Below are 19,191 nucleotides of genomic sequence, written 5' to 3'. Positions count from 1 at the left end.
TAAAGAACGTTGCGATTAAAGTGTTAAACTTTATCTCGCTAGGGCTGCGCATATTACGCTTTCCTATTTTTTTGTCAACACTTAATTTTCAGTTTCTTTTAAAAGATTTAAAAGCTAAGTTTTATTCGACTTACTTACCATTTGTTCAGCGCTTTTCATTGCTGCCTGCCGGGTCAGTGGATGCGCATTATAGGGATATTCTGGAGAGGGTCAATGCTTTATTTCAGTTTTATTAAATTAATTTCAATTTAGTACAGTAACCATACAAACAAAGGGCTGCAGAGCTGTTTTTGATTAAAAAGCATTCACATAAGGCATGATTGCAAGAGGGGGAGGAAGTAAAAGCGATTTATAGATAACTGCTAATCGCTTTTACATAACACTTTATTAATTACTGAGTTGTTATTTCCCATACGGCAATTGAGCCTGAGATTTCATTACCTACTATGAGCAGTGCTTCGTTTGTTGCACTTTGCGCTGCAGGAACAAATGTCATTCCTTCAGGAGCAAGGTCGCCACTTATATCTGCACTTGGTTCTAAACCACGATTATAGAAGTAGTCTTGAAATTTCACATCGTAAGGGTTGGTTATATCAAACACCATTAGTGTGCCCATACGCTCTAAGCCAACAAAAGCAAACAACCTATCGCCAACCTTACCTAATGTTAGCGCTTCGGGTTCTGCCCCTTTATCATCTGAGCGTGTATCGCCTTTGTTTTCATCTTCGTTGTTATTAAACGCGTTACCATGAACAGAAGCGGTCACCCGTGCAATTTGATCGCCTGAGTCAAACACCACCAGCCCATTGCTATCCCAAATGGTAAATGAGCGTGCGCCATAGGCATAAAGAGATTCGTATTGGCCATCATTATTTTTATCACCTTTTACTGTTGTAACTTTTAAACGACCAATGTCGTTATCATCGTTATTTAAGTAATCGAAGTTAGCTGCGAGAGCTAGATCTTCTACGCGGCTTTCATCTATATATGCCAAACACCCATCTTTAGCGTCATAATCAAGGCCCCCCTTGGCTATACAATCAGCTTCATCGCTGGCATCAAAAAAGTATTCGCGTGCATCACCCTCATTGGCAGATACAATGAAGTTGGCTCCTTTCCAACTAAAACTTGCAATTGTATCTGGCTGATACATGCCATATAAACCAGGGTATGATTTAAAGTTAACACCGCCGTCTTTGTCTGAAGCGTCAAATTGTAAGTTTGACCAATCTTTAAAACCGAGCCCTTTTAGCTCAAGGGAATTATCTTCAAGGTTGATGATAGCTAGGCCGTTATTTTCTTGAATAGAGACATAGGCGTATTTATTATCCTTGGAAATACTCACATACTCTGGCTCTAAACCCATAGCGACGGTGGTATTTATTAAATTACCATTAATAGTACGTCCAGTAGGATTGGCAAACACTAAACCCTGCGCTTCTAATTCAGCTTGCTTATTATTGTAATCTTGAAAGTTTATGCTCAAAGCGTTATCGGCAATAGTGCCGTTAGTTATATCGATAATGCTAATAGTGCCTTCGGGATCGATACTGTAGTCGCCATTAGGTTCACCTTCATTAGCAACCACTACTTTTGCACCATCATGACTAAATGCCACCATGTCGGGTAGGGCACCTACAGTTACATTTTTAATAAATGCAGGTGTATCTCCGCTAATATTGTAAAACGCTATTTGGCCAGCTTCACCTACGTTTGTAGCAGCCATTGCTACCGCTAATAATTGGTTATTTGCATCGATAGCAATGCTGTTTGCATCGCCGGGTGTATTTTCATTTAGTGAGAGCGTAATAGCAGAGGATAGGTTAGTTACACTTACAATACCTTCGTTATCTTTTACTAATGCAGCGGTGTCGAACGTATCTGCAGGAATAATATTCACAACAGCCTCATCACCAGAGCTATTAATAGTATAAATCCATTTTTTAGAAGCTTGGTAGGCGACTATTTCAGCTGCTCCTTCCGGGTTTTGTGCATTGAGTACTGCGCGGCCAATAAGATTGATATTTAAAGCTGAGTTTGCATTAGTGCCGTTTTCGCCATTATTACCCGCTGTACCTTGTACACCCTGTGCGCCATCTTGGCCGTCATCACCATCTAGTGAGCAACCAGTTAATAGTGATAGCAAAGAAAGGGCTATTATTGATTTGTTTAACATTATTTTTTTCCTTAGTGTTGTATTAGTTAAATATCAACACACAGGAATGACAACAGTATGGCATTTTTATTTATAGAATATTTAGGCAATAAAAAAGCGAGTATAAAACTCGCTTTTTTGTGGGGGTTAGCTTATTTAATCAGAATGGCCGCTACATATTATTTATATAATCATCGCGCCTTTTTCGAGTTATTTTAATAAACTTTTTTAACTCATCAACGGAAGGCTCAATACCTTGTTGATTTTTCTGTTCAAACCAATCGGTAACATCACTGGTTATGACAGAGCCATCTTGTAAGCATAACTCATCATTTTTTAACCAAACATCGGGACCTCTGAATGATGGACTGGTATACCAATTACAAAAGCTATATCCCTCACGTGTTAATTTAGACTCAATGTAAAAGCTATTAACAATAGATAAAATTATATATAAAGGTATTGCGCGCAGCATAAGCTTTACCATTAACCTTACTGTTTTTTCATTGCGAAAGTTCAATACTTTTTGTAAACCTGCAATTGTCATTAAAACAGGAAATGGAACCATTACTATTATCGGAGCCAACAAGCCGCTTTCTCGAATATAATAAAGCGACTCATCAAAATAAACATTTTCAACAAACCCATAATAAGAGAAATAAAATAAAGCAATTGTAAATAATATAAAAGCAAACAGGCCTATCACAACAATTAATTTATGTTCGAAGCTTTGCTCTGTAAAACGTTCTTCGGATTTTTTCCATTCTAAAATAGACATTGTTTATAGCTTATTTTTATTAGGGTTAAATTTACCTTTGGAAGCCAGAAAAATCCCTTTATAAAATTATTTAGCTTAGCTGGTTATTTTAAATAAAAACGACTGCAGCAATTTTGAGTTAATTTTAACGATTATACTCTGCTCTAGTTTCTTGTATAAAAACTTCAAGTTCATTAAGTGTTGGCTCAATTCCTTTTTCATTATGCATTTCAAACCAATCATAAATATCACTAGTAATTACAGAACCATCTTGTAAGCATAACTCATCGTTTTTCAACCAAACATCGGGGGCAATAACTGAAGGAGCTGTATACCAATTACAAAAAAAATAACCTTTATCTTCTAATGTTGATTCTACAAAATAATTAAAAGGAATAACCCCAATAACCATAAAAAAACAACTCAAAATTCCACTTTTCATGGTCAACCTCATGGACAATTTAAAACTAAAATTAAGTAAGAATTGAAATGTCGCGATCAGAAAATAAAACCAGAAAGGAAGAAAAGAAACCAGCAAAATTCTTCCACTGCTTTCTTTAAGAAAAAAAGAGGTACTGCCATCATCTAAAAAAAGTAACCGAAACTCAGAGTAAAATGTAGCTGTTACTAGATAGATTCCCCCTAAAATCAAAAAAAACAGGAATATCTTAGAAAGCCTCTCCTTGTTTCGTGCCTCTTGGAAATTCAACTCCAAAGGCTTCCACTCTAAAAGTTTCATTATTTGTAAGTCTTAGTAAAGTTTAAAGTTGGCACACCAAAAATTCCTTTTATAAAATCGACTGGACTATCTTTATAGTCTTTCTCTAATTTTTGTATTTGATTTCTAATTCTAACCTTACCTGCTTGAATATTTTCTTCACAAGTATGCAAATGTTGGGTTAAGTAATCGACATAAACAGTTGTATCACGAAAAACCCATGCAAATAAAAAACCAACAGCAACAATAATTATCAATGGAGCTATTGCAGAACCAGCAATCAATGAACCTCCTAATGCAATTACTCCTGAACTAATTCCAATAGCAGCCCCAACAACAGCCATATCAACAGCAATTCCAGCAACTAAGTCATGCCATGTTTTTTGGTCATTTAAAACCTGGTCGATTGCATGAAATGTAACTGAAATAATTAAACTAACAACGAAGCCGGTTTTCATCGCTTTGGCTGCTTCGAGCTTACCCACTCCTATAGTGAATAGCTTAGGGTTACTCGCCAAATAACGTGTACCCGTAAGGTGAGCACGTATTCCAGGATAAGAACTGATAATAATAGCAGGAGAGCCATTGTAAATTTTTATTTTAAACTTACCGAAAGCATTACCTTGGCGCTGCATTGCAACAGCTATAATGGCTAATGCCTTCACATCATCAAATAGAGGATAAAGGCCTGCGCCTGTCTTTAGAGGATCTTTTATTCGCTCCCAAATACTCGATGCTGAGTTATGCTGTGCTAATACACCATCAATCCAGTCAACCGCTTCAGAACGAGATTTACCTTCTTTCATTTTTGCAGAAATAATATAATCAACAAACTCAGCTGAGTTCATTTGAATTAGAGTATGATTATTACCTGATAAAATACTTTTTATTTGGCTTTGGCGTTGTCTTTCAACGATTGCCCGGCGAGCATAAGCTGACATGTAACACTTCCTTGAGTTATATTTTAGTCCTTTATTTAATAGTCTAATTAATTAAGAATATTTAGGCAATAAAAAAGCGAGTTATAAAACTCGCTCTAAATATTTAATAAGTAATGACCATTACTATTTTTTAACAGGACGTTTCCAACCATCTAAATTACGTTGCTTGCCACGTGCTACAGCTAGCTGATCATCCGCTACGGCATTGGTAATAACAGAGCCTGCACCAACGGTTGCTGTAGCACCAATATTTACAGGAGCAACCAGTGACGAGTTAGACCCTATAAAGGCATTATCGCCAATAATGGTTTTTGCTTTATTCACCCCATCGTAGTTACAGGTAATTGTGCCTGCGCCAATATTCACTTTCTCGCCAATTTCAGCATCACCTAAGTAACTTAAGTGGTTTGCTTTAGAACCTTTGCCTAAACGGGTTTTTTTCATTTCGACAAAGTTACCAATGTGCGAGTCTTCTTCCATTACTGCACCAGGGCGAAGGCGGGCGTATGGACCGAGTGTACATTTAGCCGCAACTGATGCATCTTCAATTAGTGTATTAGCTTTAATAATAACATTATCGCCGATGCTACAGTTTTTAAGTACGCAGTTAGGACCAATTTGTACGTTATTACCTAAGGTTACTGTACCTTCAAAAATAACGTTGATATCGATGAGGACATCTTCACCTGTTTTAACGTCGCCACGTACGTCAATACGTGCAGGGTCAGCAAGGGTGGCCCCATTTAGCATGAGTTCTTCTGCTTGCCATGCTTGGTAAGCACGCTCTAATCCTGCAAGTTGTACGCGGTTATTTGCACCTTCAACTTCCATTGGGTGATCAGGCTGTGCTGATGTAATTTCTACGCCTTCACTATGCGCCATAGCAACTATATCTGTTAGGTAGTATTCACCTTGGGCATTATTGTTAGACAAGTTACCTAACCATGTTTTTAAAAGCTTACCATTAACCGCCATAATGCCGGTGTTTACTTCGTTAATAAGTAACTGCTCAGCATTGGCATCTTTTTGCTCAACAATCCCCACTAACTTACCATCAACACGTAGCATGCGCCCGTAGCCATTTGGATTTGCTAAATTAACGGTTAATACAGCTAAACCATTTTTAGGTGTCGCTGCTAATAAGCGCTCAAGTGTAGATTGCTTAGTTAAAGGTACGTCACCGTATAAAACCAGTACGGTATCGTCGTCGTTAATATGAGGGTTTGCTTGTGCCACTGCGTGGCCTGTGCCTAGTTGCTCAGCTTGTAGCACCCAGTTTACGTTATTATCGGCTAATTGTTGTTGTAATAGTTCGCCGCCATGACCATAAACTAAGTTAGTCGATGTAGCACCTAGCGCATTGGCATTATCGATAACGTGTTGCACCATAGGTTTACCTGCCACTTTATGCAGTACCTTAGGCAGAGCAGAGCGCATACGAGTACCTTTACCCGCTGCAAGAATAACCGTTGTTAGAGCCATTAAAACAATTTCCTTTTTCCGTTGTTTTAGCTTAATAGAATAAGTGTGCTGCAAAGTAGATTACGTAAGTCACATCATGTGCAAATACTCAGTAGGCTAAGCAATGACTACTGAATCTTAACTTAAGCAAAGTAACACCTAATAGAATAGGGTTATTGTAGCGAGGATCGCGTGCAGATATAAGTAATAATGATGAGATATTAGCCATAACGATCAATTTATTTACAGATAGGCTGAAGTAGTTAGTTAGTGGCACAAAAAAGCCCACATAAAGTGGGCTTTTAAAAACCAGATAGGCTTACTTTTTACGTAATTGCTGAATAACGCGTAGCTGAGCAATTGCTTCAGCTAGTTGCATTGCGGCTTGATTGTAATCAAGCTCAGCAGATGCACCTTTTGCCATTTGGGCTTCAGCGTCACGTTTAGCTTGCTCTGCAGCTTTCTCGTCCAGGTCTTCACCACGAACAGCTGTATCAGCAAGTACGGTCACTATGTTCGGTTGAACTTCTAGTGTACCGCCAGCAATATAGATGAGTTCTTCTTCACCAAATTGCTTAACTAAACGTACCATACCAGGTTTAAGGGCAGTTAGTAGTGGGGCGTGACCGGCGTTAACACCTAACTCACCTTCACTACCAGATACTTGAATAGATTCTACTAAACCAGAAAATAATTTCTCTTCAGCACTTACTACATCAAGATGTACAGTCATAGCTGCCATACTACCCTCCTAATTACATGCTTTTGGCTTTTTCTTGAGCTTCTTCAATAGAGCCAACCATGTAGAACGCTTGCTCTGGCATATCATCAAACTCACCGTTTAAGATACCTTTGAAGCCTGCAATTGTGTCTTTAAGTGAAACGTATTTACCTGGCGCACCTGTAAATACCTCTGCCACGAAGAATGGCTGAGATAGGAAACGCTGGATTTTACGTGCACGAGATACAAGTTGCTTATCTTCGTCAGAAAGCTCGTCCATACCTAGAATCGCGATGATGTCTTTAAGTTCTTTGTAACGCTGAAGAACTGTTTGAACGCCGCGCGCTATACCGTAATGCTCTTCACCGATTACTTGTGGATCAAGCTGACGTGAAGATGAATCAAGAGGGTCTACCGCTGGGTAGATACCTAGTGATGCGATATCACGTGAAAGTACCACTGTTGCATCTAAGTGAGCAAACGTTGTTGCTGGAGATGGATCCGTTAAATCATCCGCAGGTACGTATACCGCTTGGATTGAAGTAATTGAACCAGTCTTAGTAGATGCGATACGCTCTTGAAGTACACCCATTTCTTCAGCAAGTGTAGGCTGGTAACCTACCGCTGATGGCATACGACCAAGAAGTGCTGATACTTCTGTACCCGCAAGTGTGTAACGGTAGATGTTATCTACGAAGAAAAGTACGTCGCGACCTTCGTCACGGAACTTCTCAGCCATAGTAAGACCTGTTAACGCTACGCGTAAACGGTTACCCGGTGGCTCGTTCATCTGACCGTATACAAGCGATACTTTATCAAGTACGTTTGAGTCGTTCATCTCATGGTAGAAATCGTTACCCTCACGAGTACGCTCACCAACACCTGCGAATACTGAGTAGCCGCTGTGCTCGATTGCGATGTTACGGATAAGTTCCATCATGTTTACGGTTTTACCAACACCGGCACCACCGAATAAACCAACTTTACCACCTTTAGCGAATGGACATACAAGGTCGATTACCTTGATACCCGTTTCTAAAAGTTCAACTGAGCTTGATTGCTCTTCGTAAGTAGGTGCTGCACGGTGGATAGACATACGCTCGTCTTCACCGATTGGACCTGCTTCATCAATTGGCTCACCAAGTACGTTCATGATACGACCTAGGGTCTTAGTACCAACTGGAACTTGAATTGCTTCGCCTGTGTTTTCTACTGAAGCACCACGACGTAAACCGTCTGTAGTACCTAGTGCGATAGTACGTACCACACCGCCACCTAGCTGCTGTTGAACTTCTAAAGTCAAACCAGCTAAATCGCCATCTGTTACTTTTAGCGCGTCATATACGGCTGGCACGCTGTCTTGTGGAAATTCGATATCCACAACGGCGCCGATAATTTGGACGACCTTACCTAAACTCATGTCTATTCCTCTCGTTAATCTTTGCCTGAAGCATTAAACTGCTGCTGAACCAGAACAAATCTCACTAATTTCTTGTGTGATTGCTGCTTGGCGAGCTTTGTTATATACAAGCTGTAACTCATCCATAAGGTCACCGGCATTATCAGTTGCAGCTTTCATTGCAACCATGCGGGCAGCCTGTTCAGAGGCAGCGTTTTCAACTACACCTTGGTATACTTGAGATTCAATGAAACGTACTAACAAAGACTCTAAAATAGCCTCTGGGTTTGGTTCATATAAGTAATCCCAGGCATGTGTAGATACTTCTTCTTCAGCTTTTGGCAAAGGGAGTAACTGATCTACTATTGGCTCTTGCTTCATGGTATTAACAAAGTTGTTATATACCAGGAATAAACGGTCAATTTTACCTTCAGAGAATGCATCTAGCATTATTTTTACCGGACCAATTACGTCCTGTACTGAAGGCTTATCTCCAAGACCTGCTTTTTTAGCAAGCACTTGACCACCAAAACGTTGAAAGAAGCCAGCTGCTTTACTACCTAAAGTAGCAAAATCAGCATCTACGCCTTTCTCTTTCCACGCTTTAATGTCTAATGCAACTTTCTTAAACTCATTTGAGTTTAAGCCGCCACATAGACCACGGTCAGTAGAGATAACAATATAACCAACTCGTTTTACTTCACGTTCTTCTAAGAACGGGTGAGTAAAATCAAGATTTGCTTGAGCAACACGACCAATCACTTTACGTAATTTTTCAGCGTATGGACGGCTTGAAGCCACTCGTTCTTGCGCCTTTTTCATTTTAGACGCAGCAACCATTTCCATTGCGCTAGTGATCTTTTGAGTATTTTTAATACTGCCGATCTTGCTTTTAATCTCTTTTCCGCTGGCCATGACTCTCTCTCCGAATCAAGGTGTGCTTTAGGATATAAAGCACACCATTAATAACTAAATTACCAAGTTTGCGTAGACTTGCACTTCTCTAGAAGTTCTTTAAGCTGCGCTTCGATCTCGGCGTTGTAGTTACCAGTTTCATTGATTTGAGCCATAAGCTCTGCGTATGTGCTATTTGCGAAAGAAAGTAATGCCGCTTCGAAATCCATGATTTTAGAGATTTCGATGTCTTGCAAGTAACCTTTCTCAGCTGCGAATAACGACAAAGACATTTCAGCAACAGACATTGGCGCGTACTGTTTCTGCTTCATTAGCTCTGTTACACGCTCACCATGCTCAAGTTGAGCACGAGTAGCATCATCAAGGTCAGACGCGAACTGCGAGAACGCAGCTAATTCACGGTACTGAGCTAGGGCTAGACGGATACCGCCACCTAGTTTCTTAACGATTTTAGTTTGTGCAGCACCACCAACACGCGATACCGAGATACCAGCATTTACTGCCGGACGGATACCTGAGTTGAATAAGTCAGTTTCTAAGAAGATCTGACCATCGGTGATAGAGATAACGTTTGTCGGTACGAACGCAGAAACGTCGCCGCCTTGAGTTTCAATGATAGGCAATGCCGTCAATGAACCTGTTTTACCTTTCACTTCACCATTAGTGAACTTTTCTACGTAATCAGTGTTTACACGTGATGCACGCTCTAAAAGACGCGAGTGAAGGTAGAATACGTCACCTGGGTATGCTTCACGGCCTGGTGGACGCTTAAGTAGCAATGAGATTTGACGGTAAGCAACAGCTTGCTTAGATAAATCATCATATACGATTAATGCGTTTTCACCACGGTCACGGAAGTATTCACCCATAGTACAGCCCGAGAACGGTGCTAAGTACTGAAGTGCCGCAGATTCAGAAGCTGATGCTACAACTACGATAGTATTTGCAAGTGCACCGTGCTCTTCTAATTTACGTACTACGTTAGCAATAGTAGATGCTTTTTGACCAACCGCTACGTACACACACTTAACGCCTGTGTCTTTTTGGTTGATGATTGCATCGATTGCTAGTGCAGTTTTACCTGTTTGGCGGTCACCGATAACAAGCTCACGCTGACCACGACCAACTGGAATCATCGCATCGATAGATTTGTAACCAGTTTGTACTGGCTCATCTACTGATTGACGCTCGATTACACCTGGTGCAATTTTTTCTACAGGTTCAAAACCGTCGTTATCTAAAGCGCCTTTACCATCGATAGGAGCACCTAGTGTGTTTACAACACGACCAAGTAGACCCGCACCAACAGGAACTTCTAAGATACGACCAGTTGTGTATACTTTTACGCCTTCTGTAAGGTCAGCGTAAGGACCCATTACTACTGCACCAATTGAGTCGCGCTCAAGGTTTAGTGCGATAGCATAACGGTTGCCAGGAAGCTCAATCATCTCACCTTGCATACAGTCAGCTAGACCGTGGATGCGAATGATACCGTCAGTAACAGATACAATTGTACCTTCGTTACGAGCTTCACTTACAACTTCGAACTTCTCAATACGTTGTTTGATCAGATCTGAAATTTCAGTGGAATTAAGTTGCATGCTCTTTTTCCCAATTACGATTGTAGTGTTGTGGCTAAGCGATTTAATTTACCGCGTAAAGAGCCGTCAATTACAGTGTCGCCTGCCTTAATAATAAGACCGCCAACTACTGTAGCGTCTTCACTACAATTCAGCTTAACTTTGCGTGCGAAACGTTTTTCAAGTGCCGCTACCAATGATTCTTGCTGCGCTGCAGCAAGAGGTGTTGCCGAAATCACATCAATATCGATTTCTTTTTCATAGTCTGCTTTTAAAGCAGAAAATAAATGGGCAACTTCAGGTAGTGCAATCAAACGTCCATTTTCAGCCATCACCTTAACTAGGTTCTGACCTTGTTCGTTGAGCTGCTCACCACATAAGTTAATAAATAACTCAGCTTGTGCGGTAGCAGTAGGCAATCCAGCTAAAATGGTAGATGCCTGTTCATTGCTGGCAACGTGGCCAGCAAAGAACAACATGTCATTCCAGCTTTCAATAGCGCCTTTTTCAACGGCAAGTTCAAAAGCCGCTTTAGCGTATGGGCGAGCGATAGTAGTCAATTCAGACATGCTCATACCCTCCTAATTACAGCTCAGCGACAAGTTTTTCAACGATGTCACTATGTGCGGCTTGATTGATTTCGCGCTCTAAAATTCTTTCTGCGCCAACCACTGCCAGAGTTGCTACTTGCTTACGTAGCTCTTCTGTCACACGGTTACGCTCTGATTCAATTTCAGAGTGCCCTTGAGCAATAATTTTTTCACGCTCTTGCTGACCACGAACAGTTTCTTCGTCAACAATTAGCACGGCACGCTTTTTAGCTTGTTCAATGATATCAGCCGCTTGAGCCTTTGCATCTTTAAGCTGTTCTGCAGCTTTCTGTTGCGCTAGTTCTAAGTCTTTCTCGGCTCTATCAGAGGCAGCTAAACCATCTTCGATTTTCTTCTGGCGAGCTTCAATTGCACCGTTTAGTGGTGGCCATACGTATTTCATACAAAATAATACGAACACCGTAAACGCAATTAATTCACCGATAAGAGTGGCGTTTAAGTTCACAACCGCTCCTCCTTAAATAGTAAGCTGTTCAAAAAATAAAATTAAAGTACGAACAACAATACCATCGCGATACCAACACCAATCATTGCTACAGCATCGATTAGACCAGCAAGGATAAACATTTTAACTTGTAGCGATGGTGCTAGCTCAGGTTGACGTGCACATGCTTCAAGGAATTTACCGCCCATGTTACCAAAACCGATTGCTGTGCCGATTGCACCGAAACCGATAAGTAAAGCTACTGCGATGTATTTTAAGCCGTTTAATAATTCTAAAGCTTCCATTTATTTCTCCAAAGTTTCAATTGTATTAAAAGTAAAAGTAAAATTGTAAATATAGTAATTAGTGATTATCTGAACTTGCCATGCTTAGGTATACGATTGTAAGCATCATGAATACGAATGCCTGCAATACGATTACTAAGATATGGAATACAGCCCACACAAAGTGCAACGGTAGTTGCATTAAACCTACAGCACCTATAAGGATGAAGATTAACTCACCTGCATATAAGTTACCGAACAAACGCAGAGCCAGTGAAAACGGCTTAGAAACCAATGCGATAAGCTCTAGTAATAGGTTGAATGGAATTAAAAGAATCTGCATAGCTGTATTGTTTGAACTAAACGGGTGAAGTGTTAGTTCTTTAATAAAACCGCCGATACCTTTGATTTTTATTGAGTAACCAATCATTAGAATGAACACGCCCAGCGCAAGTGCAGCTGTCATATTGATATCTGTAGTTGGTACAATTTTCATGTATACGTCGTGTGAATCCATACCGAATGCAGTTTCGCCAACAAAGCCAGCAAATGCAGGTAGGAAGTCAACTGGGATTAAATCCATTAAGTTCATTAAGAATATCCAAACGAATATTGTTAATGCTAATGGTGCAATTAGCTTACTTTTCCCGTGGAAGGTATCGCGTACGTTGTCGCCAACGAACTCAACAACCATTTCAATGAAACATTGAAGTTTTCCAGGTACACCCAGAGTTGATTTTTTTGCGGCACTACGGAAGATCCATAAAAATATTAGACCTAGTCCGATAGACCATGCGAGGGTATCTATATGCCATGTCCAGAAGCCACTATCCGTACATGCTTTATTGAAGGCAAGACCGGCGTCGGTCGAGCACATCTTAGCATTGGTTAAGTGGTGCTGAATATGGCTAGATAGAGTAACTTCTTCTGCAGCCATGTTATATCCCAAAAGTTAATGTTTAAAAAAAACGGGTGTAAACAATCCTGTAAACAACACCAACACATAAGCACAAAAGAAAGGTAGCAGTACTACCGGATAAAGCTTTAGCATTAGTGCAAACAAAACGATTGTTAGCATAAATTTTAATCCGTTGCCGCGTTTTAACGAGGCATACGCTTGATTTGCTCGACTTGCACCCATATATCTGAATGCATAAAGCGCAAATACAAAGTTAGGAAGTACTGCGACTGCGCCACCAGCTAGAGCTGAAAGTGCGGCATTGGTTTCCCAACCTATAAAAATTATTAGTGCAGCTAAAAGGGCTACAAATCCCTGAAGGCAAATTAATTTTAATGCGGCAAGCCTATACGGGCTCGCTAACTTATTAGTCACTTTTAATTAACCTTTATGACGCTCTAATTGTCAGGGTATGAAAACTGGCGAAATTATACTTAATCCTGCCAGTTTTGCAACTTGAGTAGGTGCTTTGTAACACAAAATCGCTGTAAATGTCCCTTTTTAGACATCCAATGAATTAATGGTGGGAATAGTCTTGATTGATACGGTTTAAAATACCGTCTAACTCGTCAAGATTAGTGTAAGAAATAACCAACTTCCCTTTGCCTTTTTTGTTGTAATTTATTTCTACCTTTGCCCCTAGGTTATCAGCAAGTTGCTGCTCTAACTGTTTAACATCTGGGTCTTTTTCTATTACTTCTTTTGCTGGAGCTGGCTCTAAAATAGAGCGTACTAGTTTTTCTGTTTCGCGAACGGTCAATGCCTTTGCAACAGCTAAACGTGCTGCATCTGATTGCACTTCACCTTCAAGTGCTAACAAGCAACGTGCGTGGCCCATTTCAATGTCACCATGCTCTAACAAAATTTTTACATCGTTATTTAGATTATTTAAGCGTAATAAGTTAGTCACGGTCGTACGTGATTTACCAACGGCATCAGCCACTTGTTGATGCGTTAATTCAAACTCATTAAGCAACCGATTAAGTGCAATCGCTTCTTCCATAGCGTTTAAGTCTTCACGCTGAATATTTTCAATCAGAGCAATAGCAACGGCAGCTTCATCAGGTACGTCTTTAATAATACAGGGTACAAACTCAAGCTTAGCTATTTGCGCAGCACGCCAACGACGTTCACCGGCAATAATCTCATAGCTGTTATGCGCAACAGGGCGCACAACGATAGGTTGAATAATTCCTTGTGAGCGTATCGAACTGGCGAGTTCTTCGAGTGCCTCTTCAGACATGTCTTTACGAGGTTGGTACTTACCTGAGTGTAAAAGCTCGATCGGTAGTTTTTGTAACTCACTGTTACTAGGCTGCGCTGCATTTTCAACTGCGCTGGTTACGTTAGCATTGTCCTGTTCCTTGCCTTCGCTTGGTGCAGGTTTAGATGAACTTAAAAGCGCATCGAGTCCTCGGCCTAAACCTCGTTTTTTAGCAGACATGTTATTTTTTTACCTCAAAGTTAGGCGACAACGGGAGTTGTTTTTTCTTTTCTGCGTAGCATTTCACCAGCGAGAGCTAAATAAGCTTTCGCGCCACTTGATGCTCGATCGTAGTACATTGCTGGGGCACCAAAACTTGGGGCTTCTGCAAGTCGAACATTACGTGGGATCACCGTACGGTATACTTTATCGCCAAAATGTTGTTTTAATTGTTCTGATACATCATTTGCTAGTCGATTACGCGGGTCGTACATAGTACGAAGTATGCCTTCAATCTGTAAGTTAGGATTAACTAACTTAGCAAGTTGCGTAATCGTGTCCATTAATGCTGTTAACCCTTCCAGTGCATAATATTCACATTGCATAGGTACTAAAATAGAATCGGCAGCGGCCATGGCATTAACGGTTAACATATTTAAAGAAGGCGGGCAGTCTATAAAAATAAACTCATACTGATCTTGTATTTTTTCAAGCGCGTTACGCAAACGTACTTCTCGCGCAAATAATTCCATCAGCTTAACTTCTGCAGCGGTCACATCACCGTTTGCAGCAATCATATGATATTCGCCTGAGGTTTCTTTAATAATCACTTCATCAATAGGCTTATCTTCTATGAGCAAGTCATAGATAGTAGGGACGTCACCATATTTGTCGACGCCACTGCCCATGGTCGCATTGCCTTGCGGGTCGAGATCTATTAACAGCACTTTACGCTTCGTTGCAGCCATAGATGCAGCGAGATTAACGGCAGTGGTAGTTTTACCTACTCCACCTTTTTGATTTGCTAATGCGATGACTTTTGCCACAGTGTCTCTGATCCCTAGTCTTTAGAAAGAATTATTAAATGTCGTTGTGCATCTAAATCCGGTACTTCTAATGCAATTTTTTGCTCAAACTTAACACCTGTAGGGAGTGAGTCTAATTCCTCACTTGGAAATACCCCTTTAAGTGCAATGAACTTACCTGAATGATCAATTAAGTGCGAGCACCAGTCAATCATATCTTGTAACGATGCAAATGCACGACTTAGTACGCCATCTAATTTAACACTTGGTTGATATTCTTCAACTCTTGACTGCACCGGGGTGACATTATCAAGGCCAAGCTCATGTTTAACATGCATTAAAAAACGTACACGTTTACCTAAACTATCTAATAATACAAACTGCGTTTCAGGTAAGGCAATAGCTAACACTATGCCCGGTAAACCAGGACCTGTGCCAACATCAATATAATGATGACCGGTCAAGTGAGGAGCAACAACTAGGCTATCCATTATATGTTTAACCATCATTTCTTGAGGCAAACGTACCGAGGTTAAGTTATAGGCTTTATTCCACTTATCGAGTAATTCAACATAGCGGACAAGTTGTTGCTGTTGTTTTTGTGTTAGCGCAATATCAGTTTGCGCTAACAAAGTTGTTAATTGTTGCTGTAACACAATGTACCTTTACCGTTACGCAGTTTTGCGTAACAAGCCTTGCTTCTTCAGATACACTAATAATAGCGAAATCGCCGCTGGGGTGATACCAGAAATACGCGAAGCTTGGCCGATAGTGTCTGGACGAGCATCAATTAGCTTAGCAACTACTTCGTTTGATAAACCAGAGACGGTTTTATAATCAAACTCTTTTGGTAAAATTGTTTCTTCATGACGAAGCTGCTTATTGATCTCATCTTGTTGACGCGCGATATAACCTGCGTACTTCGTATGAATTTCAACCTGTTCTAGGGCGGCCTGATTAGTGAACTCAGATCCGAGTCCTTCGATCGCCATCAAGTCGTTATAACGCACTTCTGGACGACGCAGTAATTCTTCTAAGCTGGCTTCACGCACAAGTGGTGTTTTTAGTAATTCGTTTACTTTATTAACCATGGCATGATCTTTATGGATCCAGGTATCTTTGATACGCTGTTTCTCTTTAGCGATCACTTCCATTTTTTCGTTGAATGCTTGCCAACGTTCATCGTTAACTAGACCTAGTTCACGACCTTTTTCAGTTAAACGAATATCAGCGTTGTCTTCACGAAGTAGCAAACGGTATTCAGCGCGGCTAGTAAACATACGGTACGGTTCTTTTGTACCCAGTGTTGCTAAGTCGTCAATCAGTACGCCAACATAGGCTTCATCACGACGTGGTGTCCACGACTCTTTACCTTGTACTTGTAATGCTGCATTCATACCTGCGATCAGACCTTGCGCACCCGCTTCTTCGTAACCGGTAGTACCATTAATTTGACCAGCAAAAAATAAACCATCAATAAACTTTGTTTCTAATGATTGTTTTAAATCGCGTGGATCAAAAAAGTCATATTCAATAGCATAGCCAGGACGACAAATGTGTGCGTTCTCAAAGCCGGTGATCGATTGCACAATTTCTAACTGCACATCGAACGGTAAGCTAGTTGAAATACCGTTAGGGTATAACTCGTATGACGTTAAACCTTCTGGCTCTACAAATATCTGGTGTTTATCTTTATCTGCAAAACGGACAATTTTATCTTCAATAGACGGACAGTAACGTGGGCCTATTCCTTCGATAACACCTGAGTACATAGGTGAGCGATGTAAGTTTTTGCGAATAACATCATGTGTTTTTTCATTGGTGTAAGTGATGTAACACGGAATTTGTTGTGGATGGTCGCTTTGTTTACCCATAAATGAGAATACCGGTGTTGGTGCATCACCTGGTTGTTCTTGCATTTTACTAAAATCAACAGTCCGGGCATCAATACGCGGTGGCGTGCCGGTTTTTAAACGATCTACTCTAAATGGTAATTCACGTAAGCGATCAGCTAAGGCAATTGAAGGCGGATCGCCAGCTCGGCCACCTTTGAAATTTTCAAGGCCGATATGAATTTGACCGCCTAAGAATGTACCCACGGTTAGTACCACACTAGGTGCACTAAAACGTAAACCCATTTGTGTCACCACACCGGTTACACGATCATTTTCAACGATTAGATCATCACATGATTGCTGAAAAATCTTTAAGTTTTCTTGGTTTTGAAGTGTGTTTTGAATAGCCGCTTTGTACAAGGCACGATCCGCTTGTGCACGCGTCGCTCGTACAGCAGGGCCTTTAGAAGAATTAAGCGTGCGGAATTGGATCCCACCTTTGTCAATGGCTTGAGCCATTGCGCCACCTAGAGCATCAATTTCTTTAACCAGATGGCCTTTGCCAATGCCACCAATTGCTGGGTTACAAGACATTTGACCAAGGGTATCCATATTGTGAGTCAGCAGCAGGGTATTCATCCCCATACGGGCAGCTGCCAATGCGGCTTCAGTGCCTGCATGTCCACCACCTACTACGATAACGTCAAAATTTTCGTGAAAAATCATTAATGGGATCCTACTTAAATCAAACCAGTAAACTTCAAAAGGGAGCGTATTCTACCTAGAAATTAGCAGAAGATAAATGATTAAACAGTGCTCAAGATCTAAGTAAGTGATCTCTAATAATATAAAGGATCTTTTAAAGAGATCTTTTAATACTATTACTACTACTGATCGGGTTTTCTGTTGATAAGCTTTAGATCATGATTAAAAACATATAATTAGATCGGATCTAAAGGTGTTAGTATGATCGGATCTTCAGGCAAATAAGCTCTGATCAAAACAGGCTGTTATACACAGGCCGATCAAGTCTCGATCTTATCCCATGGATAAGCATGGCTAAAAAAGCAGTTTAATCAGTGTTTATCCACAAAACTTATTAAATTATTAGCAAATTGTGGGTAACTTTATTTATAACTTTTCGCTTGATCTTTCTATTTTAAACCTGTCTGTGCTATCCATGAGTCTAACCAAGCTAAGGCCGTATCTTCGGGCAGTGCTTCATCAAGAATATTAAGCTCTAAACGTTGTGCTACTTTTACAGCGCCTTTTTGGCTTAAAAGAGTATCTACATTACGCCCTGCAAGGTTATAAGTGTCGTAACTAGTATCGCCAAGTGCAATAACCGAATACTTTAAATGTGAAAGATCATCCACTTGAGATACTTGTTCGATAAAACCAATCAGGTTGTCAGGGTAATCACCCGCACCGTAGGTTGATGTACAAACTAACCAAATAGTATTTTGTTGATCTATTTCATTAAATTCAGGTTGATCGTGTAGTTGGCTATTAATCCCTTGGTTGTTAAGTGCATCATTTAACTGCTCTGCAACGTACTCGGCGGATCCCATTTGACTACCAACGATAATATTTACTGAACTCATGAATATGGCTGATCACTATTAGTTTTAATTGCTGCCTATGATAGCTCAGTGAGTATAACAGTAAAGTTAAGAGTGTTATTTTGTATAACTATTTTTGTGGTAATTTAAGCCTAGGTATTAATTGCTTGCTTAACTTATTGATTATTAATGATTTAACAAAATATCTTTAAATGTAATCTTCTGATCAAGTTGTTGATAAGGTTGGGGAAAGCTCTGCTTAACTAAAAACTAATATTATTAATAGTTTGCTAAGTTATTGATTTTATATTGAGTGTTAACCACCAGCTAGTACAAATTTATAGATAAAGGCGTGTTGATCTTAGTGTGGATACAAAGCATGTTGATAACTTAAAATTGGGATCGAAAATAATTTTAAAAAATGATCTATTTATGCAGGTCAGACTAAAAATCCATTTTTATTTTCTAAAAATCGCTATTTAGCTTATTTAAACACAGCATATTTTTACTTTTTATCGCTTTTAATTCATTTTCAAAGCAATAAAACCCCAATTGTGGATAACTGATCTGCAAAAAAATAATTTTCATCAATTTAAACTAAGAAAATAACTATGTTTTGCTGGTGGAGTGGGCGATCAAAC

At 40.1% G+C, this 19,191-nt stretch carries 20 protein-coding genes; 1 reads left to right on the top strand and 19 read right to left on the bottom strand.

The genetic code is table 11. From position 1 onward, the window contains the following. On the top strand, positions 1–236 hold a 236-nt coding region (locus AN392_RS18745), incomplete at its 5' end, for a hypothetical protein (RefSeq protein ID WP_152965260.1). Between the two features lie 155 nt (positions 237–391). Here AN392_RS18745 and AN392_RS15000 read toward each other — a convergent pair. The 19 genes from AN392_RS15000 to mioC form a co-directional block, all read right to left on the bottom strand. Beyond that, the gene (locus AN392_RS15000; protein WP_055013158.1) at positions 392–2,176 is read right to left on the bottom strand and encodes a choice-of-anchor I family protein; all 1,785 of its coding nucleotides are present in this window, start codon (positions 2,174–2,176) and stop codon (positions 392–394) included. 151 nt (positions 2,177–2,327) lie between these two features. Further along, positions 2,328–2,933 carry a DUF1240 domain-containing protein gene (locus AN392_RS14995; protein ID WP_055013157.1) on the bottom strand — a complete coding sequence of 202 codons (606 nt, stop codon included), beginning with the start codon at positions 2,931–2,933 and terminating at the stop codon, positions 2,328–2,330. Between the two features lie 124 nt (positions 2,934–3,057). Next, positions 3,058–3,651 carry a DUF1240 domain-containing protein gene (locus tag AN392_RS18510; protein WP_055013156.1) on the bottom strand — a complete coding sequence of 198 codons (594 nt, stop codon included), beginning with the start codon at positions 3,649–3,651 and terminating at the stop codon, positions 3,058–3,060. Further along, on the bottom strand, positions 3,651–4,571 hold the full coding sequence (locus AN392_RS18650; RefSeq protein WP_055013155.1) for a hypothetical protein: 921 nt from the start codon (positions 4,569–4,571) through the stop codon (positions 3,651–3,653). The genes AN392_RS18510 and AN392_RS18650 overlap by 1 nt, the downstream gene beginning before the upstream one ends. A gap of 123 nt (positions 4,572–4,694) precedes the next feature. Continuing rightward, a complete protein-coding gene (gene glmU / locus AN392_RS14980) occupies positions 4,695–6,053 on the bottom strand; it encodes a bifunctional UDP-N-acetylglucosamine diphosphorylase/glucosamine-1-phosphate N-acetyltransferase GlmU (protein ID WP_055013154.1) in 1,359 nt (452 codons plus the stop codon). 298 nt (positions 6,054–6,351) lie between these two features. After that, a complete protein-coding gene (locus AN392_RS14975) occupies positions 6,352–6,774 on the bottom strand; it encodes a F0F1 ATP synthase subunit epsilon (RefSeq protein WP_008112140.1) in 423 nt (140 codons plus the stop codon). A gap of 13 nt (positions 6,775–6,787) precedes the next feature. Further along, positions 6,788–8,173, bottom strand: a complete 1,386-nt coding sequence (gene atpD, locus AN392_RS14970) for a F0F1 ATP synthase subunit beta (RefSeq protein ID WP_008112138.1) — start codon at positions 8,171–8,173, stop codon at positions 6,788–6,790. A gap of 33 nt (positions 8,174–8,206) precedes the next feature. Beyond that, the gene (gene atpG, locus AN392_RS14965) at positions 8,207–9,067 is read right to left on the bottom strand and encodes a F0F1 ATP synthase subunit gamma (RefSeq protein WP_008112136.1); all 861 of its coding nucleotides are present in this window, start codon (positions 9,065–9,067) and stop codon (positions 8,207–8,209) included. A gap of 59 nt (positions 9,068–9,126) precedes the next feature. Further along, positions 9,127–10,668 carry a F0F1 ATP synthase subunit alpha gene (atpA, locus tag AN392_RS14960; protein WP_008112134.1) on the bottom strand — a complete coding sequence of 514 codons (1,542 nt, stop codon included), beginning with the start codon at positions 10,666–10,668 and terminating at the stop codon, positions 9,127–9,129. 14 nt (positions 10,669–10,682) lie between these two features. Further along, a complete protein-coding gene (gene atpH / locus AN392_RS14955; protein WP_008112132.1) occupies positions 10,683–11,216 on the bottom strand; it encodes a F0F1 ATP synthase subunit delta in 534 nt (177 codons plus the stop codon). 16 nt (positions 11,217–11,232) lie between these two features. After that, complete coding sequence (gene atpF, locus AN392_RS14950; protein ID WP_055013153.1) at positions 11,233–11,703, bottom strand: F0F1 ATP synthase subunit B; 471 nt, start codon at positions 11,701–11,703, stop codon at positions 11,233–11,235. Between the two features lie 41 nt (positions 11,704–11,744). Then, entirely contained in the window at positions 11,745–11,987 is a 243-nt protein-coding gene (gene atpE / locus AN392_RS14945; protein ID WP_008112128.1) for a F0F1 ATP synthase subunit C, read from the bottom strand. A 58-nt stretch (positions 11,988–12,045) separates the two neighbouring features. After that, entirely contained in the window at positions 12,046–12,903 is an 858-nt protein-coding gene (gene atpB / locus AN392_RS14940) for a F0F1 ATP synthase subunit A (protein WP_008112123.1), read from the bottom strand. 15 nt (positions 12,904–12,918) lie between these two features. Further along, a complete protein-coding gene (locus AN392_RS14935; RefSeq protein WP_008112121.1) occupies positions 12,919–13,299 on the bottom strand; it encodes an ATP synthase subunit I in 381 nt (126 codons plus the stop codon). A 142-nt stretch (positions 13,300–13,441) separates the two neighbouring features. After that, on the bottom strand, positions 13,442–14,368 hold the full coding sequence (locus AN392_RS14930) for a ParB/RepB/Spo0J family partition protein (RefSeq protein WP_008112119.1): 927 nt from the start codon (positions 14,366–14,368) through the stop codon (positions 13,442–13,444). A 20-nt stretch (positions 14,369–14,388) separates the two neighbouring features. Continuing rightward, positions 14,389–15,174, bottom strand: a complete 786-nt coding sequence (locus AN392_RS14925) for a ParA family protein (RefSeq protein WP_008112117.1) — start codon at positions 15,172–15,174, stop codon at positions 14,389–14,391. A 14-nt stretch (positions 15,175–15,188) separates the two neighbouring features. Next, positions 15,189–15,809: a 16S rRNA (guanine(527)-N(7))-methyltransferase RsmG gene (rsmG, locus tag AN392_RS14920; RefSeq protein WP_008112113.1), complete on the bottom strand. Its 621-nt coding sequence runs from the start codon at positions 15,807–15,809 to the stop codon at positions 15,189–15,191. 15 nt (positions 15,810–15,824) lie between these two features. Then, positions 15,825–17,714, bottom strand: a complete 1,890-nt coding sequence (mnmG, locus tag AN392_RS14915; protein ID WP_008112111.1) for a tRNA uridine-5-carboxymethylaminomethyl(34) synthesis enzyme MnmG — start codon at positions 17,712–17,714, stop codon at positions 15,825–15,827. A 428-nt stretch (positions 17,715–18,142) separates the two neighbouring features. After that, the gene (gene mioC / locus AN392_RS14910; protein WP_008112109.1) at positions 18,143–18,592 is read right to left on the bottom strand and encodes an FMN-binding protein MioC; all 450 of its coding nucleotides are present in this window, start codon (positions 18,590–18,592) and stop codon (positions 18,143–18,145) included. Positions 18,593–19,191 lie beyond the last annotated feature (599 nt).

Source organism: Pseudoalteromonas sp. P1-16-1b (assembly GCF_001401785.1).
Lineage (GTDB): Bacteria > Pseudomonadota > Gammaproteobacteria > Enterobacterales > Alteromonadaceae > Pseudoalteromonas > Pseudoalteromonas undina.
Note: the sequence above shows the minus strand (reverse complement) of the source record. Positions and strands in the feature narration are given on the sequence as shown.